The 23893-nt window shown below is 64.0% G+C and carries 24 protein-coding genes and 1 pseudogene; 3 read left to right on the top strand and 22 right to left on the bottom strand.

Annotated elements, in window-relative coordinates; genetic code table 11:
- From F6X61_RS17025 to F6X61_RS16995, 7 genes and pseudogenes are all read right to left on the bottom strand, one after another.
- Positions 1 to 882, bottom strand: a complete 882-nt coding sequence (locus tag F6X61_RS17025) for a baseplate J/gp47 family protein (RefSeq protein WP_153787593.1) — start codon at positions 880 to 882, stop codon at positions 1 to 3.
- Positions 879 to 1205, bottom strand: a complete 327-nt coding sequence (locus F6X61_RS17020; protein ID WP_110992385.1) for a GPW/gp25 family protein — start codon at positions 1203 to 1205, stop codon at positions 879 to 881. The genes F6X61_RS17025 and F6X61_RS17020 overlap by 4 nt, the downstream gene beginning before the upstream one ends.
- 95 nt (positions 1206 to 1300) lie before the next feature.
- Positions 1301 to 1447 (bottom strand): annotated as a pseudogene (locus F6X61_RS27280) (Com family DNA-binding transcriptional regulator); the annotation flags it as partial.
- A gap of 32 nt (positions 1448 to 1479) precedes the next feature.
- The gene (locus F6X61_RS17010) at positions 1480 to 2082 is read right to left on the bottom strand and encodes a phage baseplate assembly protein V (RefSeq protein ID WP_153787592.1); all 603 of its coding nucleotides are present in this window, start codon (positions 2080 to 2082) and stop codon (positions 1480 to 1482) included.
- On the bottom strand, positions 2079 to 2576 hold the full coding sequence (locus tag F6X61_RS17005; RefSeq protein ID WP_153787591.1) for a hypothetical protein: 498 nt from the start codon (positions 2574 to 2576) through the stop codon (positions 2079 to 2081). The genes F6X61_RS17010 and F6X61_RS17005 overlap by 4 nt, the downstream gene beginning before the upstream one ends.
- Positions 2573 to 2926, bottom strand: a complete 354-nt coding sequence (locus F6X61_RS17000) for a phage holin family protein (protein WP_153787590.1) — start codon at positions 2924 to 2926, stop codon at positions 2573 to 2575. Before F6X61_RS17000 ends, F6X61_RS17005 begins: the two co-directional genes overlap by 4 nt.
- 468 nt (positions 2927 to 3394) lie before the next feature.
- The gene (locus tag F6X61_RS16995) at positions 3395 to 4141 is read right to left on the bottom strand and encodes a helix-turn-helix transcriptional regulator (protein WP_153787589.1); all 747 of its coding nucleotides are present in this window, start codon (positions 4139 to 4141) and stop codon (positions 3395 to 3397) included.
- Between the two features lie 141 nt (positions 4142 to 4282).
- On the opposite strand from F6X61_RS16995, the gene mutS reads away from it, so the two are divergent.
- Complete coding sequence (mutS, locus tag F6X61_RS16990) at positions 4283 to 6856, top strand: DNA mismatch repair protein MutS (protein WP_153787588.1); 2574 nt, start codon at positions 4283 to 4285, stop codon at positions 6854 to 6856.
- A gap of 139 nt (positions 6857 to 6995) precedes the next feature.
- Positions 6996 to 7319 carry a ferredoxin FdxA gene (gene fdxA / locus F6X61_RS16985; protein ID WP_027595821.1) on the top strand — a complete coding sequence of 108 codons (324 nt, stop codon included), beginning with the start codon at positions 6996 to 6998 and terminating at the stop codon, positions 7317 to 7319.
- Between the two features lie 468 nt (positions 7320 to 7787).
- On the opposite strand, the gene rpoS is transcribed toward fdxA, so the two are convergent.
- From rpoS to F6X61_RS16945, 8 genes are all read right to left on the bottom strand, one after another.
- Positions 7788 to 8795 carry an RNA polymerase sigma factor RpoS gene (gene rpoS, locus F6X61_RS16980; protein ID WP_153787587.1) on the bottom strand — a complete coding sequence of 336 codons (1008 nt, stop codon included), beginning with the start codon at positions 8793 to 8795 and terminating at the stop codon, positions 7788 to 7790.
- Positions 8796 to 8900: 105 nt separating this feature from the next.
- Positions 8901 to 9758, bottom strand: a complete 858-nt coding sequence (locus F6X61_RS16975) for a peptidoglycan DD-metalloendopeptidase family protein (RefSeq protein WP_153787586.1) — start codon at positions 9756 to 9758, stop codon at positions 8901 to 8903.
- Between the two features lie 177 nt (positions 9759 to 9935).
- Positions 9936 to 10574, bottom strand: a complete 639-nt coding sequence (locus F6X61_RS16970; protein WP_178125836.1) for a protein-L-isoaspartate(D-aspartate) O-methyltransferase — start codon at positions 10572 to 10574, stop codon at positions 9936 to 9938.
- 38 nt (positions 10575 to 10612) lie between these two features.
- Positions 10613 to 11362 (bottom strand): 5'/3'-nucleotidase SurE, encoded by a 750-nt coding sequence (gene surE / locus F6X61_RS16965; RefSeq protein ID WP_153787584.1) that lies wholly within the window; start codon positions 11360 to 11362, stop codon positions 10613 to 10615.
- Positions 11350 to 12408 (bottom strand): tRNA pseudouridine(13) synthase TruD, encoded by a 1059-nt coding sequence (truD, locus tag F6X61_RS16960; RefSeq protein ID WP_153787583.1) that lies wholly within the window; start codon positions 12406 to 12408, stop codon positions 11350 to 11352. The genes surE and truD overlap by 13 nt, the downstream gene beginning before the upstream one ends.
- Positions 12405 to 12878, bottom strand: coding sequence for a 2-C-methyl-D-erythritol 2,4-cyclodiphosphate synthase (gene ispF, locus F6X61_RS16955; protein WP_125465197.1), 474 nt, complete (start codon positions 12876 to 12878; stop codon positions 12405 to 12407). Before ispF ends, truD begins: the two co-directional genes overlap by 4 nt.
- A gap of 132 nt (positions 12879 to 13010) precedes the next feature.
- Positions 13011 to 13859: an S-formylglutathione hydrolase gene (gene fghA, locus F6X61_RS16950; protein ID WP_153787582.1), complete on the bottom strand. Its 849-nt coding sequence runs from the start codon at positions 13857 to 13859 to the stop codon at positions 13011 to 13013.
- Positions 13860 to 13869: 10 nt separating this feature from the next.
- Complete coding sequence (locus F6X61_RS16945; protein WP_016712915.1) at positions 13870 to 14982, bottom strand: S-(hydroxymethyl)glutathione dehydrogenase/class III alcohol dehydrogenase; 1113 nt, start codon at positions 14980 to 14982, stop codon at positions 13870 to 13872.
- A gap of 108 nt (positions 14983 to 15090) precedes the next feature.
- Between F6X61_RS16945 and F6X61_RS16940 the strand changes: the two genes are divergently transcribed.
- A complete protein-coding gene (locus F6X61_RS16940) occupies positions 15091 to 15987 on the top strand; it encodes a LysR substrate-binding domain-containing protein (RefSeq protein WP_153787581.1) in 897 nt (298 codons plus the stop codon).
- 131 nt (positions 15988 to 16118) lie between these two features.
- On the opposite strand, the gene ispD is transcribed toward F6X61_RS16940, so the two are convergent.
- The 7 genes from ispD to F6X61_RS16905 form a co-directional block, all read right to left on the bottom strand.
- Positions 16119 to 16826, bottom strand: a complete 708-nt coding sequence (gene ispD / locus F6X61_RS16935) for a 2-C-methyl-D-erythritol 4-phosphate cytidylyltransferase (protein ID WP_153787580.1) — start codon at positions 16824 to 16826, stop codon at positions 16119 to 16121.
- Complete coding sequence (ftsB, locus tag F6X61_RS16930) at positions 16823 to 17104, bottom strand: cell division protein FtsB (RefSeq protein WP_153787579.1); 282 nt, start codon at positions 17102 to 17104, stop codon at positions 16823 to 16825. The genes ispD and ftsB overlap by 4 nt, the downstream gene beginning before the upstream one ends.
- A gap of 156 nt (positions 17105 to 17260) precedes the next feature.
- Complete coding sequence (eno, locus tag F6X61_RS16925) at positions 17261 to 18550, bottom strand: phosphopyruvate hydratase (RefSeq protein ID WP_153787578.1); 1290 nt, start codon at positions 18548 to 18550, stop codon at positions 17261 to 17263.
- Positions 18551 to 18705: 155 nt separating this feature from the next.
- Entirely contained in the window at positions 18706 to 19551 is an 846-nt protein-coding gene (gene kdsA, locus F6X61_RS16920) for a 3-deoxy-8-phosphooctulonate synthase (protein WP_125859890.1), read from the bottom strand.
- Between the two features lie 3 nt (positions 19552 to 19554).
- Positions 19555 to 21183, bottom strand: coding sequence for a CTP synthase (locus F6X61_RS16915; RefSeq protein WP_110992406.1), 1629 nt, complete (start codon positions 21181 to 21183; stop codon positions 19555 to 19557).
- Positions 21184 to 21452: 269 nt separating this feature from the next.
- Positions 21453 to 22748, bottom strand: a complete 1296-nt coding sequence (gene tilS / locus F6X61_RS16910; protein WP_153787577.1) for a tRNA lysidine(34) synthetase TilS — start codon at positions 22746 to 22748, stop codon at positions 21453 to 21455.
- Positions 22749 to 22846: 98 nt separating this feature from the next.
- A complete protein-coding gene (locus tag F6X61_RS16905; protein ID WP_153787576.1) occupies positions 22847 to 23794 on the bottom strand; it encodes an acetyl-CoA carboxylase carboxyltransferase subunit alpha in 948 nt (315 codons plus the stop codon).
- Positions 23795 to 23893: the final 99 nt, after the last annotated feature.

Below are 23893 nucleotides of genomic sequence, written 5' to 3'. Positions count from 1 at the left end.
TCAGCCTCCGCGCTTGAGGTCGAAGCCGCTGCACCACGCCGCCTGCGCCTTGCTCGGCTGCAGGTCGGCCCAGCCGATCAGCTCGACCCGGCTGACGCCATCGATGTGCAGCAGCGCGTCGATAGCCGAACGCGCTACCTCAACGCCCAGGCGCCGCCGTGGGTTGATCGCAGCTTCAAGGCGCCGTCGGCACTCGGCGAGGATCGCTTCGTACTCCGGGCCGCTGCCGGCCATGTGCAGCACGGCATCGATGCGGTACGGCAGTATCTCGGCACTGCGCACCACCACCCGGTCGGCGACCGGGCGGATGTCATCGTCGTTGAGGTAGCTGGCCACTTCGGCCAGCAGTGCCGGGTTGGCCGTACCGTCGCCGTCCAGGCTCAGTACGGTGATGTCCACCACGGCCGGCGACGCGCTTTCGGCCGTGGCATCGGCAACCTGCCCCGAGGCATTGCGGGCATGCAGGATGTAGCTGTTGCGCGGGCCGGCGGTGGTCAGGCCTTCGTAGACCAACTGCACCCGCTCGCGCAGGGCGTCGTCGGATTCGAGCAATGCCTCGACAGGTGGCGAGGCGGTTGGGTCCGCTGTCTGGATGACCAGACGTTGCAGGCCGACGTTGCCGGCCAACTGCTCCAGGTCGTTGCCTTCGGCGTAGGCCAGCAGCAGCGCCTTGGCCGCGTCGTTGATCCGCGCCCGGTTGAGCAGCTTGCGGTAAGCCCCGACTTCCAGCAGCTTGGTGACCGGGTCGCTCTCAAGCGAGGCGTTCCAGCCGTCGCCCAGACGGCTGCGGAAGGTGTCCAGGTCATCCTGGTAGATCGCTTCGAAATCGAGGTCTTCGAGCACCTGGGGTGCCGGCAGCCTGGACAGGTCGACCTGGCTCATACGCTCACCTCCAGCAGTGCGTCGTCGCCCAGATAACGGCCGCTCAGGGCCAGGCTGACCTGGCCATCGAGCACCGCCACCACGCGGACTCGTTCAAGTGCCAGGCGCGGCTCCCAGCGCCCGAGGGCCCGGGCAACTTCGGCCTGCACGGCGCTCTTCCAGCCGTCGTTGACCGGCAGGTCGACGTAGCGGCGCAACTGGCTGCCATAGTCGGGGCGCATGCGCCGGCTGCCGAGGGGGGTGGTGAGGATGTCTTCGATGGATTGGCGAAGGTGGGCGATGCCGCTCAGGGGCTGCCCCGTACGGCGGTCCAGGCCGATCATGGGGCACCTCCCGACGCAGGCGCATCCCGTTCATGAATATGCATGGCGTTCTCTACCTGTAGAAGAGCGTGATGGCGTGCACAAAGCTGCGCACTCTGGTCGCTCGCAGGCGATCGCGCAGGGCTCGAGGCCTTGGCATGATTCAAGGTGCCGCAGCGCGGGCACTTGATCTGCAGTTCGGTGAAATCGCCCGTGCGGGCGAGCAGTCGCGCGCAATGGCCGCAACGCAGGTCTTTGAGCATGGGCGTGCCTCCCTGGCACCGATTGGATGGGCTCAGTGCTTGTGATTGGCGGTGTTGCCGGCGGTATCGATGATCCGACCGCCGCCGTTGATGTCACCGCTGACCAGCAGCGGGCCCTCGATGGCGACGTTGCCAGTGAGGGTGATGGACGTGGCATCCAGGTTGATGGACGAGGCATCCAGCGTGATGGCTGTCGTCTCGAGCGTGATGCCGGCATCGCTGACCTGCAGTGTGCTGGCGCCCACCTTGATGCTGGCGTTGCCATTGGGCAGCTGGATCTCGTAGCGGCTGGCCTGCCAGTCGTAGCTCAGCGAGCCGCCATCGTCGAAACGCCAGATCTCGACATGTTCGCGGTTGTCCGGCGCAGCCCCGGCATTGCCATACAGGCCCGGCACGAAGGTGCCTTGCGCGGGTTCGCCACTGGGGCTTACCAGGACCCCCTGTTCATCCAGGCTGGGCACCCGCCAGTGGCGGGCCTTGCCGGCAGCGAGTGCATGCCAGCGCACCCAGGTGCTGGTCCAGCCTCCGCCGTCACTCACACGTACCCGGGCAGCGGCCAGGTCCACCGCCACTACCCGGCACGGGATCACTAGGGCGGCCAGCATGCGATCGTGCATGGCACTGGCGTAGCTCATGCCAGATCCTCCGGGTTGATATAGCGGCCTTCGTTGCCCGGCCCGGTATCCGGCTCGAAGCCCAGCACCAGGCTGCCCGGCGGCTGGTCAGGCCACTCCCAGCGTGGCTCGCCCAACAGCACCGGCTGCTCCCAGCGCACCTTCCACTGGGCCCCGAGGTACTGCGCCTGGACGTTGCGGGTCGCTTCGACGAATTCCAGGCCCCAGAGTTGCTGGCGCAGCAGGTCCATCAGTTGCGCCGCCAGTTCGCTGCCTTGCAACCGAGCATCCGTGCTGGCTGCGTCAAGGGTGATATCGGCCTCGAAAGTCACCGCCAGTACCGAACGGCCATCCCGGGGGGCGGTGTCGGCGACCATGGCGACGATGCCGTGGCGCAGGGCCGGTAACGCCGAGTTGCTTCCTACAGTTGCTTGGGCCTCTACCGACGCAAGATTGGGTATCGCCTCACGAATGGTCTGGGTCAGCGTCGTTTGCAACATCGCCAGCTGGCTCATGCATCCTCCTTCCAGGGTTGATCACCGTTGATCGGTTCGCGCAAACCCAGGCGCCTGGCGGCCCATCGTTCGTAAAGGCCGATGGCCACATCGGCGCCGGCCATCGCCGTCAGGCAACCAAAGGCGCTGGCGCTCCATATCGACATGCCCGTTGCATACAGCAGCATGACCGTTGACACCCCGCAGACCATGCAGGCCCCGGATCGCAGCGCCAGCCGCCTGATCAGCGACCAGCCCCGGGCACCGGCCTTGTCGGCGCGCCACATTTCGCCGCTGAGGCCGCCCAGCAATGCCAGGACGATCACCAGCCAGAGCGGCATTTCCAGCAACGTCTGTTGCTCGTTCGTCACTGTCCTGTACTCCTTGTGTGATGCCCGCCGGCGACATGCCGGCGAACGGATGTTTGTTGCCTTCGGCATTCCAAAAAGCCCGGCTTGCAGGCTTTTCAGTAATGCGTTGGCGAACCGCTGGCCACGACTGGTGACGCCGCGCGGTTCCGCTTCAATTTGGTGTCTCCGACCGCGGCCGCCTGCCCGCCGGATAACTGATCGTGGTGCTTTACGCTGCACACCCGGGCCAGTTGCCAACCCTCTGAACAGTTGAGGCCTGTTCATCGCTGCCTGTGTAACAACCGGTTGCTGACCGGCTTGAGACACAGGTTATGCATCAATGCATATGCAGTCAATGCATTTATTCAAATGTTTATGCGTTGGATTTTGCTGAAATGCATGAAGGGCTTGCTGGACGCGGGGTGTAGGGCTTTTCTGCAGACGAAAAAAAACCCGCCTGGGCGGGTTTTCGTCGGGGATCAAGGTGGGTCAGCGCGCGTACATGCCCCACCAGAATACGTGGCCCAGCAGGCTGATCTGTTCGTCCTGCATCTGCTGGAAGCTGTAGTCCTCGTCCGGGTGCTCATCGCGGTTGAAGCTGCGCAGACGGATGCCGGTGGGCAACCGGTAGACCTGCTTCACCCGCAGTTGGCCGTTGTGGTTGATGGCGTAAAGATCGCCATCGATGATATCGCCGATGGTGCACCTGCCAGTGTTGACCCCTACCGTAGCGCCGTCACGCAGCACCGGCAGCATGCTGTTGCCGCGCACCGTCACGCATTTGGCATGGTCGAACTGCACGCCGTTGTGGCGCAGGCTGCGTTTGCCGAAGCGCAAGCGTGCATGCTCGCTTTCTTCGATGACGAATCTTCCTGATCCTGCTGCCAACTCGACCTCACGAAGAAAAGGAACAGACACCTCGTCGTCCTCGACGGGGGTTTCATCGTCCCACAGGCTGATATCGCTCAGCGCCGCATGCGCCTCTATGCGCGGCGCCGCTTCACGGGTGTCGCCCAGCTCGGCACGGCCGCGCAGCTGATCGGTGCTCACGCCGAAATACTCGGCGATCTTCGACACGTGCTTGTCGGAAGGGTCGGCGATCTTTTCGCTGAGAATGCGCGAAAGCGTGGATTGCGGAATGCCCGTGCGCCGGTGCAGCTCTGTCGGGGACAGGCCGTGGCGCTCGAGCAGCGCTTTGAGAGTGGATGCTACGTTGCGTTTTTGCATAGCGTGCATAATGCCGCCCAGCCAAGGTAAATGCAATCACCCCGCGGCGCGTAGTTTTGCCCCACCCATACGCCCTGCAGCAGGCGTAAAAAGCCTGTACCATTACGCGTTTCGCAATTTGCCACCAGACCACCCGCTGTAAGGCCCTGAATGTCTGATCTCTCCGCACACACCCCGATGATGCAGCAGTACTGGAAGCTGAAGAACCAGCACCTGGACCAGCTGATGTTCTACCGCATGGGCGATTTCTACGAGATCTTCTACGAAGATGCGAAGAAAGCCGCGAAACTGCTGGATATCACCCTGACCGCCCGCGGCCAGTCGGCAGGCCAGTCGATCCCCATGTGCGGGATTCCGTTCCATTCGCTGGAAGGCTACCTGGCCAAGCTGGTCAAGCTCGGCGAATCGGTGGTGATCTGCGAACAGATCGGTGACCCGGCCACCAGCAAGGGCCCGGTGGAGCGCCAGGTGGTGCGCATCATCACCCCCGGCACGATCAGCGACGAGGCCCTGCTCGACGAGCGCCGCGACAACCTGATCGCCGCCCTGCTGGGCGATGAGCGCCTGTTCGGCCTGGCGGTGCTGGACATCACCAGCGGCAGCTTCAGCGTGCAGGAAATCAAGGGCTGGGAGAACCTGCTGGCAGAGCTCGAGCGCATCAACCCGGTCGAGCTGCTGATCCCCGATGACTGGCCCCAGGGCCTGCCGGCCGAGAAGCGCCCGGGCGCTCGCCGCCGTGCACCCTGGGACTTCGACCGCGACTCGGCGCGCAAGAGCCTGTGCCAGCAGTTTGCGACCAAGGACCTCAAAGGTTTCGGCTGCGACAAGCTGACCCTGGCCATCGGCGCCGCCGGCTGCCTGCTGACCTACGCCAAGGAAACCCAGCGCACCGCCCTGCCCCACCTGCGCAGCCTGCGCCACGAGCGCATGGACGACACGGTCATCCTGGATGCCGCCAGCCGCCGCAACCTGGAGCTGGACATCAACCTGGCCGGTGGCCGCGACAACACCCTGCAGTCGGTGCTGGACCGTTGCCAGACCGCCATGGCCAGCCGCCTGCTGACCCGCTGGCTGAACCGCCCGCTGCGCGACCTCAAGGTACTCAAGGCGCGCCAGGACTCGATCCGCTGCCTGCTCGACGGCTACCGCTTCGAAAAGCTGCAACCGCAGCTCAAGGAGATCGGTGACCTCGAACGCATCCTGGCGCGTATCGGCCTGCGCAATGCGCGCCCGCGGGACCTGGCGCGCCTGCGCGACGCCCTCGGCGCCCTGCCCGAGCTGCAGAACGCCATGGCCGAGCTTGAAGCGCCGCACCTGGCGCGCCTGGCCGCGATCACCGGCACCTACCCCGAACTGGCCGGCATGCTCGAGCGGGCGATCATCGACAACCCGCCCGCGGTGATCCGCGATGGCGGTGTGCTCAAGACCGGCTACGACAGCGAGCTCGACGAGCTGCTGGCGATGAGCGAGAACGCCGGCCAGTTCCTCATCGACCTGGAAGCCCGCGAGAAAGCCCGTACGGGCCTGGCCAACCTCAAGGTCGGCTACAACCGCGTGCACGGCTATTTCATCGAATTGCCGACCAAGCAGGCCGAGCAGGCACCGGGCGATTACATTCGCCGCCAGACGCTCAAAGGCGCCGAGCGCTTCATCACCCCTGAGCTCAAGGCCTTCGAGGACAAGGCGCTGTCGGCCAAGAGCCGCGCCCTGGCCCGCGAGAAGATGCTCTACGACGCCCTGCTCGAAACCCTGATCGGCCACCTGGCACCGCTGCAGGACAGCGCTGCCGCCCTGGCTGAACTGGACGTGCTGAGCAACCTCGCGGAGCGCGCGCTGAACCTTGACCTGAACTGCCCGAGCTTCGTCGACGAACCCTGCCTGCGCATCGAGCAGGGCCGTCACCCGGTGGTCGAGCAGGTACTGACCACGCCGTTCGTGGCCAACGACCTGGGGCTCGACAACAGTACCCGCATGCTGATCATTACCGGCCCGAACATGGGCGGTAAATCCACCTACATGCGCCAGACCGCCCTGATCGTGCTGATGGCCCATATCGGCAGCTTCGTGCCCGCCGCCAGCTGCGAGCTGTCGCTGGTCGACCGCATCTTCACCCGTATCGGTTCCAGCGATGACCTGGCCGGCGGGCGCTCGACCTTCATGGTCGAGATGAGCGAGACCGCCAACATCCTGCACAACGCCACCGACCGCAGCCTGGTGCTGATGGACGAAGTGGGCCGCGGCACCAGTACCTTCGACGGCCTGTCGCTGGCCTGGGCCGCCGCCGAGCGCCTGGCCCAGTTGCGTGCCTACACGCTGTTCGCCACGCACTACTTCGAGCTGACCGTGCTGCCGGAGAGCGAGCCGCTGGTGGCCAACGTGCACCTGAACGCCACCGAACACAATGAACGCATCGTCTTCCTGCACCACGTGCTGCCTGGCCCTGCCAGCCAGAGCTATGGCCTGGCCGTGGCGCAACTGGCGGGCGTGCCGGGGCCGGTGATCCAGCGTGCCCGTGAGCACCTGGGCCGGCTGGAAACCGCCAGCCTGCCCCATGAAACGCCGATTGCCAGCAAGAGCAAGGGCGAGCCGGGCGTGCCGCACCAGAGCGACCTGTTCGCCAGCCTGCCACACCCGGCCATCGAGAAGCTGGGCAAGCTGGAGCTGGACGACATGACCCCGCGCCAAGCTATCGAAATGCTATATCAACTGAAGAACCTGTTATAACGGCCACCCAAACAAGCTGGTAGAATCCGGCGCGGTTCGCGAGCGCTGCAGGTTATTAGCCTGGCCTGCAGCCACCACCGTGAACCGTGCTGCCCTGGAAGGAAGGGCAAGCTGCCGTCGCCTGAGGAGAGAATTAGAAATGACCTTCGTCGTCACCGACAACTGCATCAAATGCAAATACACCGACTGCGTGGAAGTCTGTCCGGTGGACTGCTTCTACGAAGGCCCGAATTTCCTGGTGATTCACCCGGACGAGTGCATCGACTGTGCGCTGTGCGAGCCAGAGTGCCCGGCCCAGGCGATCTTCTCTGAAGACGAAGTGCCGTCCGGCATGGAGAACTTCATCGAGCTGAACGCCGAGCTGGCAGAGATCTGGCCGAACATCACCGAGCGCAAGGACGCCCTGCCCGACGCTGAAGAGTGGGACGGCAAGACCGGCAAGATCGCCGATCTGGAGCGCTGATCGTCCAGATACAAAAAAGGCCCGTAACGGGCCTTTTTTCATTTTCAGCGGGCAAAAAAAAGGGGCGGTTTGACCCGCCCACATTTTTTCCGTAGTCCCTGTATATCCCACTCATCGTCCTGATGAATCGCTTCCTGCGATGTCCTGGCACTCATCCTGAGCACCTGTGCCTGTCCGTCGGCACAGTTCGAATACTAGCGATTCCCACGGGGCCGGCAAGCGACGAATCTCTCAAGAGATTTCAGGCGCAACAATCGTTAACACCATAAAATAGCTTTATATTCAGCAACTTAGAAAATGTACGCCAGTGAAAACGACATTGATTTACCAACCCCTACAACGATTACTTACATAACGAGTAAGCGATCGCTTACACGCGATAGCACAAGGGTAGATAACTAAACATTTCGCCTGCGCGAACAAAAACGCCCCGAAATTATCGGGGCGTTTTTTGCAACGGCGTCAGTGCTACTGGAACAAGGACTCGCTGGACAAACCGTTCTTCTCGAGGATTTCGCGCAGGCGCTTGAGGCCCTCGACCTGGATCTGCCGCACCCGCTCACGGGTCAGGCCGATCTCCAGCCCCACGTCCTCCAGGGTACTGCTTTCATGGCCTCGCAGACCGAAACGGCGCACAACGACCTCACGCTGCTTGTCGGTCAACTCACCCAGCCACTGGTCGATGCTTTGCGACAGATCATCGTCCTGCAGCAACTCGCAAGGGTCGGTGGGGCGGTCGTCGGTGAGCGTGTCCAGCAGGGTCTTGTCGGAGTCCGGGCCCAGCGAGACGTCCACCGACGAGACCCGCTCGTTGAGACCGAGCATGCGCTTGACCTCGGCTACCGGTTTCTCCAGCAGGTTGGCGATCTCTTCCGGCGACGGCTCATGGTCGAGCTTTTGCGTCAGCTCCCGCGCAGCACGCAGGTAGACGTTGAGCTCCTTGACCACGTGAATCGGCAGGCGGATGGTGCGGGTCTGGTTCATGATCGCCCGCTCGATGGTCTGGCGGATCCACCAGGTGGCATAGGTCGAGAAGCGGAAGCCGCGTTCGGGGTCGAACTTCTCCACCGCACGAATCAGGCCCAGGTTGCCTTCCTCGATCAGGTCGAGCAGCGACAGGCCACGATTGACGTAACGACGGGCGATCTTCACCACCAGGCGCAGGTTGCTTTCGATCATGCGCTTGCGCCCTGCGGGGTCGCCCTTCTGCGACAGGCGCGCGAAATGCACTTCTTCCTCCGGCGAGAGCAGAGGCGAGAAGCCGATTTCGTTGAGATACAGCTGGGTGGCATCGAGCGCCCGGCTGTAATCGATGTACTTGTGCTGCTTTAGCGATGTGCTCTGTTTCGACTTGGTCCGAACCGAAGGTACAGCAGGTTCGTCTGACACCACATCCGTTTCCAAAACGATGCCTGTCTCCATCAAGAGCAGGTCGTCGTCGATGTCAAACTCCGGCACTTCTTTACTGAGAGCCATTGTTATAGTCCTTTGCTGAGTTCGAACTCAGACTCGAGCGTCACCTTTCCGTGGTAGCGCTGGAGCCTGTCCCCTCTACGTCGGAGGAACAGGCTGGGACAATGATCAACGGCGTGGCAGGAACTGGAGTGGGTCGACGGGTTTGCCCTGGCGGCGAATCTCGAAATGCAGCTTCACCCGATCAGTGCCCGTGGATCCCATCTCTGCGATCGTCTGCCCTGCCTTGACCTGCTGCCCCTCCCGAACCAAAAGCCTGCGGTTGTGACCGTAGGCACTGACGTAGGTATCGCTGTGCTTGATGATGATCAGCTCGCCGTAGCCCCGCAAGCCACTCCCCGCGTAAACCACTGCACCATCAGCGGCAGCAAAAACAGGCTGTCCCAAATCACCGGCGATATCAACGCCTTTATTCAAACTGCCGTTTGAAGCGAATTTTCCAATCAGCACGCCGTTCGCCGGCCACGTCCAGCCGCCAACGGCGCGCTCTGCGGCGGGCACCTGGGCAACCGTTTGCGAGGAAGACGAAGCCGCCGAAGTGGCCGATTTGCCATTGTTCGCCGGCGGCGGCGGGGTACCGACCGGGCGGCGAGTGACGGTGGTCTTGCTCGACGACGATGGGCCGCTGGTGACCACCGTGGTGCTGCCACCGGCACCACTGCTGAAGCGAATCGGCTGGCCCGGACGAATGGTATAGGGCGGGGGAATATTGTTGCGCGCCGCCAACTCCTTGTAGTCCCAGCCATAGCGGAAGGCGATGGAGAACAGCGTGTCGCCGGGCTTGACCACGTACTGCCCAGAGGTGACGGCCGGGCGCTTGGGCGCAGCATTGTTGCGGTCGACCACGCGCGCGCCGCTCGAGCCGGTACTGGAGCAGCCGGCCAACAGGGTTCCCATGGCCAGCGCAATCACCACAAGCTTCAAAACCGATCGTTCCTTGCGCTGCCGAATGCCTGTGTGACCCACCCGCGCTCCCCTCATGGTGCCGAAAGATGACGATGCAAAATGCAATAATGTTGCAATTATAACCGAGCCGCCTCGCTTGGGGTGGCCCGTAGTGAACCGGCTAACGCCAGATACCCCGCCAGATAGACAGGGCCCGACCGCGGGAATTCGCTGCTGACGCAAATATTCCGTGTTTTGTCAGGCCAGCGGGCCGTTGAGCAACGGCACGAAGCGCACCGCCCCCAGCACACGGCGCGAGAACCCGTGCTCTTCGCGGACGATCAGCATCAACTGCTGCACCTCTCCTGCCGGCCCGACCGGGATGACCATGCGCCCGCCGGGCGCCAGTTGGTCAAGCAGCGCCTGGGGCACCTCCGGCGCCACCGCGGTGACGATGATGCCGTTGTACGGTGCCAGCGCCGGCCAGCCTTCGCAGCCATCGCCCCAGCGGAACACCACGTTGCGCAGGTTGAGCTCGACCAGACGCTCCTTGGCACGGTCCTGCAGGACTTTGATGCGCTCCACCGAGAACACCCGCTCCACCAGCTGCGCCAGGATCGCGGTCTGGTAGCCGGAACCGGTGCCGATCTCCAGCACCTTGTCCAGCGGCCCGGCCTCCAGCAACAGTTCACTCATGTGCGCAACCATGAACGGCTGCGAGATGGTCTGGTTGTGGCCGATCGGCAACGCGGTGTCTTCATAGGCACGGTGCGCCAGGGCCTCGTCGACGAACAGGTGACGCGGGGTACGGCGAATCGCGTCGAGCACCTTGGGGTTCGACACGCCTTCCTCGCACAAGCGCTGGATCAGCCGCTCCCGGGTACGCTGCGAGGTCATGCCGATACCTCGGCGCATCAGATCGTCCTGTTCGCGCATCAGAGCACGCCCTCCAGCCAGCCCTCGAAGCGCTCGAAGGCGTCATTGAAGGTGCGGTCCAGCTGCAACGGGGTGATCGACACATAACCCTGCATCACCGCGTGGAAGTCAGTGCCCGGCCCGCCATCCTCGGCATCGCCGGCCACGGCGATCCAGTAGCCTTCCTTGCCCCGCGGGTTGACCACCTTGGTCGGTGCCGCCGCGCGTGCCCGATGCCCCAGCCGGGTGAGCTGGATGCCGCGGATATGCTCCAACGGCAAGTTGGGGATGTTGATGTTGAGCACGGTGCGCGGCGGCAGCTCCAGGCGTGCCTGCGCCTCGACCAGGCGACGGGCTATGTAGGCCGCCGTCGGCAGGTTGTCGGTTTGCCGCGAGAGCAGCGAGAAGGCCAGTGACGTGCCCCCCAGGAAGCGCCCTTCGAGCGCGGCGGCAACCGTGCCGGAATACAGCACGTCATCGCCCAGGTTGGCGCCCAGGTTGATACCGGACACCACCATGTCAGGGGTTTGCGGCAACAGGCCGTTGAGCCCCAGGTGCACGCAGTCGGTCGGGGTACCGTTGAGGCTGATGAAGCCATTGGCCAATGTCTGCGGGTGCAGGGGCCGGTCCAGCGTCAGCGAACTGCCGGCGCCGCTCTTGTCTTGATCCGGGGCAATCACCGCGCACTCGGCGTAATCCGCCAGCGCAGCATGCAGCGCGGCGAGGCCGGGTGCGGTAACACCGTCGTCATTCGAAATCAGAATACGCATGGGCTGTCCGTCTGCCCTGCCGGCACCAGATCGACGAGTTCGCGCACCACCACGGTGGCGAAGCATCCGGCCGGAAGGACGAATTCCAGTTGCAGGATATCAGGCTCGGGATAATGCCACGTCAGCCGCCCAATAGGGAGCCGCAGAATGCGTCGTTCGTGATCCATGCCGGCACGCGCCAGCCATTGGCACAGTGCCGGGTGCGTTTCGGCGATGGCCGATTCGAGCGCCAGCGTGGCGCCACTGCTCGGGGCATCGCCTTCGCCCCACAGAGGGCCGGTTGGGTGCAGGTCGAGAATCGCCAGCCGCGGATCGCTGCATTCGGCCTCTCCTGCCGGGAAGAAGCTGCGTTTGTCGGTGAAGGCCAGCAAATCGCCGACCTGGGCGCGCTGCCAGCTGCCATCGGCCACGCGCGCGGCCAGCACCTGGTTGAACAGGTAGCTGCGCGCCGCCGAGAGCAATCGCGAACGGACGTTGCGTTGCTCCGGCAACGCCTGGCGCGCCGCCCAATCCTGGGCATCGTATACGTTGCCTCCGGCATGGCCGAAACGTTGGCCACCGAAATAGTTGGGCACACCGTGCTGCTTGAGTTGCTCGAGGCGCGCATCGAGGGCCTGGTGATCGGCCTGCAGCGCGGTCAGGCGCAGGGTGAAACCGTTGGCCGCATGGGCGCCACGCTGCAGCTTGCGCTGGTGGCGTACCTGCTTGAGCACACGCAGGGTTTCGTCTTCGGCACGGGACAGGTCTGGGTCAGACTTGCCCGGCAGGTGCAGGCTGAACCACTGGCGGGTCAGGGCCTGACGGTCCTTGAGGCCGGCATAGCTGATCGAACGCACCGGCACGCCGGCAGCGCGCGCCAGGCGGCGGGCGGCTTCTTCGGTGTTGAGGTCACGCTTCTCGACCCACAGCCACAGGTGCTCGCCCTGGCCGGACAGCGGGATGTCGAGCACTTCGTCGACCTGGAAATCTTCGGCCACCGCCTTGAGCACCGCAGTACCCAGGGCCTCACCCGAGGCGCGCGGCCCCAGCAGTTGCAGTTCGTTCATACTGGCAGCAACAGGGCAACCGCGTGCACGGCGATCCCCTCCTCACGGCCGGTGAAGCCCAGCTTTTCTTCGGTGGTGGCCTTGACGTTGACCTGGTCGAGCTCGACCTGCAGGTCTTCGGCGATGCGCTGGCGCATGGTTTCGATATGCGGGGCCATTTTCGGCGCCTGGGCGACGATGGTGGCGTCGACGTTGCCGACCTTCCAGCCCTTGTTGCGCACGACACCCAGCACATGGCGCAGCAGCACGCGGCTGTCGGCGCCCTTGAACTGCGGGTCGGTGTCGGGGAAGTGCTTGCCGATGTCGCCCAGCGCCGCAGCGCCAAGCAGGGCATCGCTCAGGGCGTGCAGCAGCACGTCACCATCGGAATGGGCCAACAGGCCGTATTTGTGGGGGATACGCACCCCGCCCAGGGTAATGAAATCACCGTCGGCGAAACGGTGGACATCGTAGCCATGGCCAATACGCATAGAAAAACGCCCTGATTGAGACAGGGCGTGATTCTACCTGCTTTGCAGGGGATTGGGGGGTTGGAGCAGGCCTATCGCGGGGCAAGCCCGCTCCCACGCTCGGAGTGGGAGCGGGCTTGCCCCGCGAGGTTTTCAGACCCTGCCCAGTGCCACCGCATGATGGCGCAGGTGCTCATCGATGAAGCTGGCGATGAAGTAGTAGCTATGGTCGTAACCCGGCTGCAAACGCAGGATCAGCCCATGCCCGCCCTTGCGGGCGGCCTGCTCCAGCGCCTCTGGCTTGAGCTGTTTTTCGAGGAAGTCGTCGCGATCCCCCTGGTCCACCAGCAACGGCGGGCATTCACCCGCCTCGGCCAGCAGTACGCTGGCATCCCACTCGCGCCAGCGCGCCCGGTCTTCGCCCAGGTAGCGGCTGAAGGCCTTCTCGCCCCAAGGGCAATCCATCGGGTTGCTGATGGGCGAGAACGCCGACACCGAGCGGTAACGCCCCGGGTTGCGCAGGGCGCAGACCAGCGCGCCATGCCCGCCCATGGAGTGGCCACTGATGCTGCGCTGATCGGACGCAGGGAAGTGCGCCTCGATCAGTGCCGGCAGTTCGTCCACCACATAGTCGTGCATGCGGTAGTGCTGGGCCCAGGGCTGCTGGGTGGCGTTGAGGTAGAAGCCGGCACCCAGGCCGAAGTCCCAGGCGCCCTCCGGATCACCCGGCACACCTTCGCCACGCGGGCTGGTATCAGGGGCGACGATGATCAGCCCAAGCTCTGCGGCCAGACGCTGGGCGCCGGCCTTCTGCATGAAGTTCTCGTCGGTGCAGGTCAGGCCGCTGAGCCAGTACAGCACCGGCAGCTTCTCGCCCTGCTCGGCCTGGGGCGGCAGGTACACGGCGAACACCATGTCGCAGCCGAGCACCTTGGAGCTGTGCCGGTAGCGCTTGTGCCAGCCGCCGAAGCTTTTCTGGCAGGAGATGTTTTCCAGCGTCATGGCAGGGGCCTCAGAAGTGGATAACGCTACGGATGCTCTTGCCTTCGTGCATCAGGTCGAAGGCCTTGTTGATGTCTTCCAGGCCCATGGTGTGGGTAATGAAGGTGTCCAGCGGGATCTCGCCCTTCTCGGACATCTCCACGTAGCTCGGCAGCTCGCTGCGGCCACGCACGCCACCGAACGCCGAACCGCGCCAGACGCGGCCGGTGACCAGCTGGAACGGACGGGTGGCGATTTCCTGGCCGGCACCGGCCACGCCGATGATCACCGACTCGCCCCAGCCCTTGTGGCAGCACTCCAGCGCCGCACGCATCAGCTGCACGTTGCCGATGCACTCGAAGGAGAAGTCCACGCCGCCGTCGGTCAGGTCGACGATGACCTCCTGGATCGGGCGGTCGTAGTCCTTCGGGTTGATGCAGTCGGTGGCGCCCAATTGGCGGGCGATCTCGAACTTGGCCGGGTTGATGTCGATGGCGATGATGCGCGAGGCCTTGGCCTTGACGGCACCGATCACCGCCGACAAGCCAATGCCGCCCAGGCCGAAGATGGCCACGGTGTCACCCGGCTTGACCTTGGCGGTGTTGAGCACCGCACCGATGCCGGTGGTCACGCCGCAGCCGAGCAGGCAGACCTTCTCCAGCGGCGCTTCCTTCTGGATCTTGGCCACGGAGATTTCCGGCAGCACGGTGTACTCGGAGAAGGTCGAGGTACCCATGTAGTGGAACAGCTGCTGGCCCTTGTAGCTGAAGCGGGTGGTGCCGTCGGGCATCAGGCCCTTGCCTTGGGTGGCGCGGATCGCCTGGCACAGGTTGGTCTTGCCCGACAGGCAGAATTTGCACTTGCCGCATTCCGGGGTGTACAGCGGGATCACGTGGTCACCGACCGCTACCGAGGTGACGCCCTCGCCAACCGCCTCGACGATCGCCCCGCCCTCATGGCCGAGGATCGACGGGAAGATACCCTCCGGGTCGGCGCCGGACAGGGTGTAGGCGTCGGTGTGGCAGACCCCGGAGGCGACCACGCGCAACAGCACTTCACCGGCCTTGGGCATGGCCACGTCCACTTCGACGATTTCCAGGGGTTTCTTGGCCTCGAAGGCTACGGCAGCACGGGACTTGATCATCATGGGTCTCCAGACAGAGTGTCGATATCAGTCTCGCAGTGTAATTCATGCCTATTTGATGAATAATCAGGCCAACTAAAAAACATTATTGCCATACAGGGATAATCCATGAGCAGTCGCTGGGAAGGCATCGACGAGTTCGTCGCGGTCGCCGAGTCAGGCCAGTTCACCGCGGCCGCCGAGCGCCTGGGGGTGTCCTCGTCCCATATCAGCCGGCAGATCGCCCGCCTTGAAGAACGCCTGCAGACCCGCCTGCTGTACCGCAGCACCCGGCGGGTGACCCTGAGCGAAGCCGGGCAGACTTTCCTGCAGCATTGCCAGCGCCTGCAGGATGGCCGTGAGGAAGCGCTGCGCGCCATGGGCGACCTGGCGAGCGAACCCAAAGGCCTGCTGCGCATGACCTGCGCCGTTGCCTACGGCGAACGGTTCATCGTGCCGCTGGTGACGCGGTTCATGGCGCAGTACCCGCAATTGCGGGTCGAGGTGGAACTGACCAACCGCACCCTCGACCTGCTGCATGAAGGCATGGACATGGCGATCCGCCTGGGCCGCCTGCAGGACTCGCGGCTGGTCGCCACGCGCCTGGCGCCTCGGCGCATGTACCTGTGCGCCTCGCCCGCCTACCTTGAGCGTTATGGCCGCCCCCACAGCCTGTCGGAACTGGCGCGGCACAATTGCCTGATCGGCAGCTCCGACCTGTGGGCGCTGCAGCAGGATGGGCGTGAATTCAGCCAGCGAGTGCAGGGCAACTGGCGTTGCAACAGCGGGCAGGCGGTGCTGGATGCGGCGTTGCAGGGGATGGGCTTGTGTCAGCTACCGGATTATTACGTGCTGGAGCACCTGCACAGTGGCGCGCTAGTGTCGTTGCTGGAGGCGCACCAGCCGCCCAATACGGCGGTATGGGCGCTCTATCCGCAGCAGCGGCATCTGTCGCCGAAGGTGCGACGGTTGGTGGACTATCTCAAGGAAGGGTTGGCGCAGTTGCCGGAGTATCGGCAGGACTGAAGTGCAGTGGCGGCCTTGCTGGCCTCTTCGCGGGTAAACCCGCTCCCACAGGATTTCACCGCACCTGAAGTCAGCGAAGGTCCTGTGGGAGCGGGTTTACCCGCGAAGAGGCCGGTACAGGCAAATGACCTTTAGCGGCGAGTCGCCCAGCGCTGGCGCAACCACTCCAGGTCTTCCGGCCGGGTCACCTTGATGTTGTCGCTGCGCCCTTCGATCAGCCGTGGTGCGTAGCCGGCCCACTCGATGGCGGAGGACTCATCGGTGACCGCCACATCCGACACCAGGCACTCGGCCAGCGCCCGGTGCAGCATGCCCAAACGGAACATCTGCGGCGTATACGCCTGCCAGACGGTACTGCGATCCACCGTGGCGCTCACCCGGCCATCGGCGCCGGCACGCTTGAGGGTATCTCGGGCCGGGACCGCCAGCAGGCCGCCCACCGGATCGTCGGCAAGCTCAGCCAGCAGGCGGTCCAGGTCGCTACGTGCCAGGTTCGGCCGCGCCGCATCGTGCACCAATACCCAGTCGTCGTCCGACGCCCCCTGGGCATGCAGCAACAGCAAGGCATTGAGCACCGAGTCGGCACGTTCGCGCCCGCCCGGGGCACGCTGGATGCGCCCATCGCTGGCACAGCGCAGGCCGGGCCAGTAAGGGTCTTGATCGGCAATGCTGACCACCACGCCCTTGAGCGCGGGGTGGCCTAGAAAACAGTCGAGGCTATGCTCGAGGATCGTCTGCCCGCCCAATTGCAGATACTGCTTGGGCCGGTCGGCAGCCATGCGGGCACCAACGCCCGCGGCAGGAATCACGGCCCAGAAGGCCGGCAATTGCTGGGTCATTTTTGCGGCAGCTGGTAGAGGGTTTCGCCCTCCTTGACCATCCCCAGTTCATGTCGAGCCCGTTCTTCCACGGTCTCCATACCTTTCTTCAACTCCGTGACTTCCGCATCGAGCACGCGATTACGCTCCAGCAGCCGTTCGTTCTCGGCGTGCTGTTCGTCAATCTGCTGCTTGAGCTCGGTCACTTGCGCCAGGCTGCCATTGCCCACCCAAAGGCGATATTGCAGGCCGCCGAGCAGCAGGAGCAGAACGAGAAACAACCAATAGGGACTGCGCATGAAGATATCCAGGGTATAAGGCCGCCGCAGCGAGCTTCCGATAGCACGAAGCCTGGCCGAGGCCAGGCTTCGTCGACAGAAACCCGTGTGAAGCATCTGAACATTCAGTACGAATGTTCAGGCTGCCTCGGCTGCTGCCTTTTTACCATCTCTTGCTCAGCCGCGAAACTCGGCGCGGCCACGGTAGACGGCCTTGGCACCCAGTTGCTCTTCGATACGCAGCAGCTGGTTGTACTTGCTGACGCGGTCGGAGCGGCACAGCGAGCCGGTCTTGATCTGGCCAGCAGCAGTACCCACGGCCAGGTCGGCGATGGTCGAGTCCTCGGTTTCACCCGAACGGTGCGAGATCACCGCGGTGTAGCCGGCGGCCTTGGCCATCTGGATGGCTTCCAGGGTTTCGGTCAGCGAGCCGATCTGGTTGAACTTGATCAGGATCGAGTTACCGATGCCCTTCTCGATGCCTTCCTTGAGGATCTTGGTATTGGTAACGAACAGGTCGTCGCCCACCAGCTGGACTTTCTTGCCGATCTTGTCGGTGAGGATTTTCCAGCCAGCCCAGTCGGACTCGTCCAGGCCGTCTTCGATCGAGATGATCGGGAAACGCTCGGTCAGGCCTTTGAGGTACTCGGCGAAACCTTCGGCGTCGAACGACTTGCCTTCACCGGACAGGTTGTACTTGCCGTCTTCGTAGAACTCGGAAGCGGCGCAGTCCAGGGCCAGGGTCACGTCGGTGCCCAGCTTGTAGCCGGCTTTCTCGACGGCTTCGGCGATGGCGGCCAGGGCGTCTTCGTTGGACGCCAGGTTCGGCGCGAAGCCACCTTCGTCACCGACGGCGGTGTTCAGGCCACGGGCCTTGAGCACGGCTTTGAGGTGGTGGAAGATCTCGGTGCCCATGCGCAGGCCGTCGGAGAAGGTCTTGGCGCCAACCGGCTGCACCATGAACTCCTGGATGTCGACGTTGTTGTCGGCGTGCTCACCGCCGTTGATGATGTTCATCATCGGGACCGGCATGGAGTACTGGCCCGGGGTGCCGTTGAGGTTGGCGATGTGCGCATACAGCGGCAGGTCGTGGTCCTGGGCGGCGGCCTTGGCGGCAGCCAGCGAGACGGCCAGGATGGCGTTGGCGCCCAGCTTGGCCTTGTTCTCGGTACCGTCCAGTTCGATCATGGCGCGGTCCAGGGCTTTCTGGTCCGATGGGTCCTTGCCCAGCAGCAGCTCGCGGATCGGGCCGTTGATGTTGGCGACGGCCTTCAGCACGCCCTTGCCCAGGTAACGGCTCTTGTCGCCATCACGCAGCTCCAGCGCTTCGCGCGAGCCAGTGGAAGCACCCGACGGCGCGCAGGCGCTGCCGATGATGCCGTTGTCGAGCAGCACGTCGGCTTCCACGGTGGGGTTGCCACGGGAATCGAGAACTTCACGACCTTTGATGTCGACGATCTTTGCCATTGTTGTAAGCACTCCAGAATTGACGAAACTAACGCAACTTTTGGGAATTCTTGCCGTTCACCAGGCGACATGGCACGGGCAGGCCTGATGAAGGGAGCCCCCTGACCGATAGGTCAGGGGGTGGAACGGGCGGTACTTTACCCGAGAAATGAGCTTTACGCGGTTTCTACCGTCGGAAAACTTTTCACCAGGTCGTCCAGCTGCTTGAGCTGGGCGAGGAACGGCTCCAGCTTGTCCAGGCGCAGGGCACACGGGCCGTCGCACTTGGCGTTGTCCGGGTCCGGGTGGGCTTCGAGGAACAGCCCGGCCAGGCCCTGGCTCATGCCGGCCTTGGCCAGGTCGGTGACCTGGGCACGGCGGCCGCCGGCGGAGTCGGCACGGCCGCCCGGCGTCTGCAGCGAGTGGGTGACGTCGAAGAACACCGGGTACTCGAACTGCTTCATGATGCCGAAGCCGAGCATGTCGACCACCAGGTTGTTGTAGCCGAAGCTCGAACCGCGCTCACACAGGATGAGCTGGTCGTTGCCGGCTTCGACGCACTTGGCGAGGATGTGCTTCATCTCGTGGGGCGCAAGGAATTGCGCCTTCTTGATGTTGATCACCGCACCGGTCTTGGCCATCGCCACCACCAGGTCGGTCTGGCGCGACAGGAAGGCCGGCAACTGGATGATGTCGCACACCTTGGCCACCGGCTCGCACTGGTAGGGCTCGTGTACGTCGGTGATCACCGGCACGTTGAAGGTCTGCTTGATCTCTTCGAAGATCTTCAGGCCTTCTTCCATGCCCGGGCCACGGTACGAGGTCACCGACGAGCGGTTGGCCTTGTCGAAGCTGGCCTTGAACACGTACGGGATGCCGAGTTTCTCGGTCACCCGCACGTACTCCTCGCAGACCTTCAGGGCCAGGTCACGGGATTCCAGGACGTTCATGCCGCCGAACAGGACGAACGGCTTGTCGTTGGCGATCTCGATGTTACCGACGCGAATGATCTTCTGAGTCATGGATCAGGCCTTGTTCTTCTGTGCCAGGGCTGCCTTGACGAAGCCGCTGAACAGCGGGTGACCGTCACGCGGCGTCGAGGTGAACTCCGGGTGGAACTGGCAGGCGACGAACCATGGGTGGTCCTTGGACTCGACCACTTCCACCAGCGCGCCGTCTTCGGAACGACCCGAGACCACCAGGCCGGCGTCGACCAGTTGCGGCAGCAGGTTGTTGTTCACTTCGTAGCGGTGACGGTGACGCTCGGTGATGATGTCCTTGCCGTAGCAGTCGTGCACTTTCGAGCCCGATGCCAGCTGGCAGTCCTGTGCGCCCAGGCGCATGGTGCCGCCCAGGTCGGAGGCTTCGGTACGGGTCTCGACCGCGCCGGTGGCGTCTGCCCATTCGGTGATCAGGCCGACGACCGGGTGGCCGCTGTTGCGGTCGAACTCGGTGGAGTTGGCGTCTTTCCAGCCCATCACGTTACGGGCGAATTCGATCACGGCCACCTGCATGCCGAGGCAGATGCCCAGGTACGGGACCTTGTTCTCACGGGCGTACTGCACCGCGGTGATCTTGCCTTCCACACCGCGCAGGCCGAAACCGCCCGGGACCAGGATGGCATCAGCGCCTTCAAGCAGGCTGGTGCCCTGGTTCTCGATGTCTTCGGAGTCGATGTAGCGCAGGTTGACCTTGGTGCGGTTGGTGATGCCGGCGTGGCTCATCGCTTCGATCAGCGACTTGTACGCGTCCAGCAGCTCCATGTACTTGCCGACCATGGCGATGGTCACTTCCTGCTCAGGATTGAGCTTGGCATCGACCACCTTGTCCCACTCGGACAGGTCGGCGCTGTTGCACTGCAGGGCGAAGCGCTCGACGACGAAGTCGTCCAGGCCTTGTGCGTGCAGTACGCCAGGGATCTTGTAGATGGTGTCGACGTCTTCCAGCGAAATCACCGCACGCTCTTCAACGTTGGTGAACAGCGCGATCTTGCGGCGCGACGAGGCGTCGACCGGGTGGTCGGAACGGCAGATCAGCACGTCAGGCTGCAGGCCGATGGAGCGCAGCTCCTTGACCGAGTGCTGGGTCGGCTTGGTCTTGGTCTCACCGGCGGTGGCGATGTACGGCACCAGCGTCAGGTGCATCAGCATGGCACGCTTGGAGCCCACTTCGACGCGCAGCTGGCGGATGGCCTCGAGGAACGGCTGCGACTCGATGTCACCCACGGTGCCGCCGATCTCGACCAGCGCGACGTCGGCATCGCCGGCGCCCTTGATGATGCGGCGCTTGATTTCGTCGGTGATGTGCGGGATGACCTGGATGGTCGCGCCCAGGTAGTCACCACGGCGCTCCTTGCGCAGCACGTGCTCGTAGATACGGCCGGTGGTGAAGTTGTTGTTCTGGGTCATCGTGGTGCGGATGAACCGCTCGTAGTGGCCCAGGTCGAGGTCGGTCTCGGCGCCGTCGTGGGTGACGAATACTTCACCGTGCTGGAACGGGCTCATGGTGCCCGGGTCGACGTTGATGTACGGGTCCAGCTTGAGCATGGTGACTTTGAGCCCCCGCGCTTCCAGGATGGCCGCCAGGGAAGCCGAGGCAATGCCTTTCCCCAATGAAGAAACAACACCGCCCGTGACGAATATGTAGCGCGTCATGAAAAACCCTAGAAGTCTGCGTTAAGGCGGCATGGGCCGCCGGAGAAAGCGAAGGAAGGCCGAAGCCCCCGATCACCTGCGTCAATCACAGTGCATCTCGAACAACTGCCGCGTCTGTACAGACCAGGGGTATCCCCGGCATGGAGCTCGCTCGTCATTTTAAGAATCAGCCCAGCAAAAAACTGCTTGGTAATCGGCAACCCCTGTGTTTTCGAGGAACCCACAGAAGTTGTATCAAGAAGGGAGGGTAGTCTACCGGAATGTACCCTTCAGCTCAAACCTTGCACGCTGGTCGGCGGCTGCCAGTGCAACTGGCAATTTGCCGCCCCCAGCTCGGGCAGGTTGGCCACCGCCAGCAAGCGCTCGCCCTGATACAGCAGCGGCAGACGCGGACGCACGAAATGCGGGACCTGCAGCTCGTTGAGCAGGCGCTTGAGGTCGCGTCGGCCACGGCCGGGAAGCTCCAGCACTTCGCCGCCCTGGCGATAGGCAATGCGCAGGCCCGCAGCGGTTGATTGCGCGGCCAAGCGCACATGGCCGTTGCCCGGCAATGCCAGCGGCTGGGTCGGATCCTGCCAGGCCGGCTGCGCCGATGGCGTGCGCTGCCACTCGCCACTCAACCACCAGATGCGTCCATGGCTGCGCTGCAGCTCGCCATCAGTCAGGCGCCACACCGGCCGGGCGTCGGCTGCGGCGTCGCGCAGATCGTTCCAGCCCGCCCAGTGGCGGCTGTCGGGCAACCGGGTGCGCCGGCCAAGCCAGTATTGCAGGGCATTGCGCTGGCGCGCCGGCGACAACGCCGCGAGGGTGGCGAGGTCGAGGGAGTCCAGCCCGAGCCAGGGCAGCGGCGCATTGCCGCAGGCCGTCGCCAGGTCGGCTGCGGCCAGCTCGTCCAGCAAGCCCAATGCCTCGCCCAAGTGCTCGGCGCTGCGCGCCAGATTGGCTTCGGCCTGGGGCCAGCGCTGCCTGAGCAGCGGCAACACCTCACCACGCAGGTAGTTGCGGGCGTAGGTGGTGTCGGTATTGCTGGGATCATCGACCCACACCAGCCCCTTGCTCCGGGCATAGGCCTGCAATTGCTCGCGCGACAGTTTGAGCATTGGGCGAACGAGCCCACCCTGCCCCAGCGGCCGCGCCTCGGGCATGGCCGACAGGCCACGCAATCCGGCGCCGCGCAGCAGGCGGAACAGCAGGGTCTCGGCCTGATCATCACGGTGCTGGCCGGTGAACAGCACGGCGCCCGGGGCGAGCAGCTTTTCGAAGGCGGTGTAGCGCGCATCGCGGGCAGCCTGCTCGAGGCTGGCACCCGGGGCTACCTGCACGCAAATGACTTCCAACTCGATGCCCAGGGCATCACAGACGGTTTTGCAATGGGCGGGCCATGCATCGGCGGCAGCCTGCAGACCATGATGCACATGGACGGCACGCAGCGGCGGCGCGGGGTGGTGGCGGGCGTAGTCGGCCAGCAGGTGCAGGAGGACGGTGGAATCGAGGCCGCCGGAGAAGGCGATGTACCACGCGGGGGCGTTGAGCCAGGGAGAGAGTTGCGCAGCGAGGTCGAGCATAGTAGTCCCTCTTCAAATCGCATCGCGGGGCTAGCCCGCTCCCACGCTACAGAACGTGGGAGCGGGCTAGCCCCGCGATCGAGGGCGTCAGACTACGATCAGAGGCCGTAGCTCATCAGGCGATCGTAACGGCGCTTGAGCAGCGCATCGTTGTCGAGCTTGCCGAGCATGTCCAGCTGTTCGATCAGGTCGGCACGGATGCTTGCAGAGACCTTGGCCGGATCACGGTGGGCGCCGCCCAGCGGCTCCTGGATGACCTTGTCGACGATGTTCAGGCTCTTCAGGCGATCGGCGGTCACGCCCATGGCCTCGGCAGCGTCGGCGGCACGGTCGGCGGTCTTCCACAGGATCGAGGCACAGCCTTCCGGCGAGATCACCGAGTAGGTCGAGTACTGCAGCATGTTCAGCTGGTCGCACACGCCAATGGCCAGTGCACCGCCGGAACCACCTTCACCGATCACGGTGGCGATGATCGGGGTCTTCAGGCGCGCCATGACACGCAGGTTCCAGGCGATGGCTTCGCTCTGGTTGCGCTCTTCGGCGTCGATGCCCGGGTAGGCGCCCGGGGTATCGATGAAGGTCAGGATCGGCATCTTGAAGCGCTCGGCCATTTCCATCAGGCGGCACGCCTTGCGGTAGCCCTCAGGGCGCGGCATTCCGAAGTTGCGGCGAACCTTCTCGCGCACTTCGCGGCCTTTCTGATGACCGATGACCATCACCGGCTTGTCGTTGAGGCGCGCAGTACCACCGACGATGGCGGCGTCGTCGGCGAAGTGACGGTCGCCGTGCAGCTCTTCGAACTCGGTGAAGATGTGGTCGATGTAGTCGAGGGTATACGGGCGGCGCGGGTGACGGGCCAGGCGCGCGATCTGCCAGCTGGTCAGGTTGCCGAAGATGCTCTCGGTCAGAGTGCTGCTCTTGTCCTGCAGACGGGCAATTTCATCGCTGATGTTCAGCGAGTTGTCGTTGCCCACCAGGCGCAGCTCTTCGATCTTGGCTTGCAGGTCGGCAATCGGCTGTTCGAAATCGAGGAAATTCGGGTTCATAGGCTTCCGTCTTGGGTCTACGGCCAGGCGGCCGGCCGGTTGATCCGTGTGGCGCCCTACCTTAAGGGATCAGGCGCATAAAGGTCGAGATTAAAATTC

This window comes from Pseudomonas sp. EMN2, assembly GCF_009650555.1.
Taxonomy (GTDB): Bacteria; Pseudomonadota; Gammaproteobacteria; order Pseudomonadales; family Pseudomonadaceae; genus Aquipseudomonas; species Aquipseudomonas sichuanensis.
Note: the sequence above shows the minus strand (reverse complement) of the source record. Positions and strands in the feature narration are given on the sequence as shown.

Excerpts from the sequence above, each read along its gene's own strand:
- tilS (WP_153787577.1), bottom strand. The coding sequence starts at position 22,748 with ATGCTCGACCTCGCTGCGCAACTCTCTCCCTGGCTCAACGCCCCCGCG.
- F6X61_RS17025 (WP_153787593.1), bottom strand. The coding sequence starts at position 882 with ATGAGCCAGGTCGACCTGTCCAGGCTGCCGGCACCCCAGGTGCTCGAA.
- truD (WP_153787583.1), bottom strand. The coding sequence starts at position 12,408 with ATGAACGAACTGCAACTGCTGGGGCCGCGCGCCTCGGGTGAGGCCCTG.
- ispF (WP_125465197.1), bottom strand. The coding sequence starts at position 12,878 with ATGCGTATTGGCCATGGCTACGATGTCCACCGTTTCGCCGACGGTGAT.
- surE (WP_153787584.1), bottom strand. The coding sequence starts at position 11,362 with ATGCGTATTCTGATTTCGAATGACGACGGTGTTACCGCACCCGGCCTC.
- ispD (WP_153787580.1), bottom strand. The coding sequence starts at position 16,826 with ATGACCCAGCAATTGCCGGCCTTCTGGGCCGTGATTCCTGCCGCGGGC.
- rpoS (WP_153787587.1), bottom strand. The coding sequence starts at position 8,795 with ATGGCTCTCAGTAAAGAAGTGCCGGAGTTTGACATCGACGACGACCTG.
- F6X61_RS16945 (WP_016712915.1), bottom strand. The coding sequence starts at position 14,982 with ATGATCAAGTCCCGTGCTGCCGTAGCCTTCGAGGCCAAGAAACCCCTG.
- mutS (WP_153787588.1), top strand. The coding sequence starts at position 4,283 with ATGTCTGATCTCTCCGCACACACCCCGATGATGCAGCAGTACTGGAAG.
- ftsB (WP_153787579.1), bottom strand. The coding sequence starts at position 17,104 with ATGCGCAGTCCCTATTGGTTGTTTCTCGTTCTGCTCCTGCTGCTCGGC.
- eno (WP_153787578.1), bottom strand. The coding sequence starts at position 18,550 with ATGGCAAAGATCGTCGACATCAAAGGTCGTGAAGTTCTCGATTCCCGT.
- fdxA (WP_027595821.1), top strand. The coding sequence starts at position 6,996 with ATGACCTTCGTCGTCACCGACAACTGCATCAAATGCAAATACACCGAC.
- kdsA (WP_125859890.1), bottom strand. The coding sequence starts at position 19,551 with ATGACTCAGAAGATCATTCGCGTCGGTAACATCGAGATCGCCAACGAC.
- F6X61_RS17020 (WP_110992385.1), bottom strand. The coding sequence starts at position 1,205 with ATGATCGGCCTGGACCGCCGTACGGGGCAGCCCCTGAGCGGCATCGCC.
- F6X61_RS16940 (WP_153787581.1), top strand. The coding sequence starts at position 15,091 with ATGAGCAGTCGCTGGGAAGGCATCGACGAGTTCGTCGCGGTCGCCGAG.
- F6X61_RS16915 (WP_110992406.1), bottom strand. The coding sequence starts at position 21,183 with ATGACGCGCTACATATTCGTCACGGGCGGTGTTGTTTCTTCATTGGGG.
- F6X61_RS16995 (WP_153787589.1), bottom strand. The coding sequence starts at position 4,141 with ATGCACGCTATGCAAAAACGCAACGTAGCATCCACTCTCAAAGCGCTG.
- F6X61_RS17010 (WP_153787592.1), bottom strand. The coding sequence starts at position 2,082 with ATGAGCTACGCCAGTGCCATGCACGATCGCATGCTGGCCGCCCTAGTG.
- F6X61_RS17005 (WP_153787591.1), bottom strand. The coding sequence starts at position 2,576 with ATGAGCCAGCTGGCGATGTTGCAAACGACGCTGACCCAGACCATTCGT.
- F6X61_RS16970 (WP_178125836.1), bottom strand. The coding sequence starts at position 10,574 with ATGACCTCGCAGCGTACCCGGGAGCGGCTGATCCAGCGCTTGTGCGAG.
- F6X61_RS16905 (WP_153787576.1), bottom strand. The coding sequence starts at position 23,794 with ATGAACCCGAATTTCCTCGATTTCGAACAGCCGATTGCCGACCTGCAA.
- fghA (WP_153787582.1), bottom strand. The coding sequence starts at position 13,859 with ATGACGCTGGAAAACATCTCCTGCCAGAAAAGCTTCGGCGGCTGGCAC.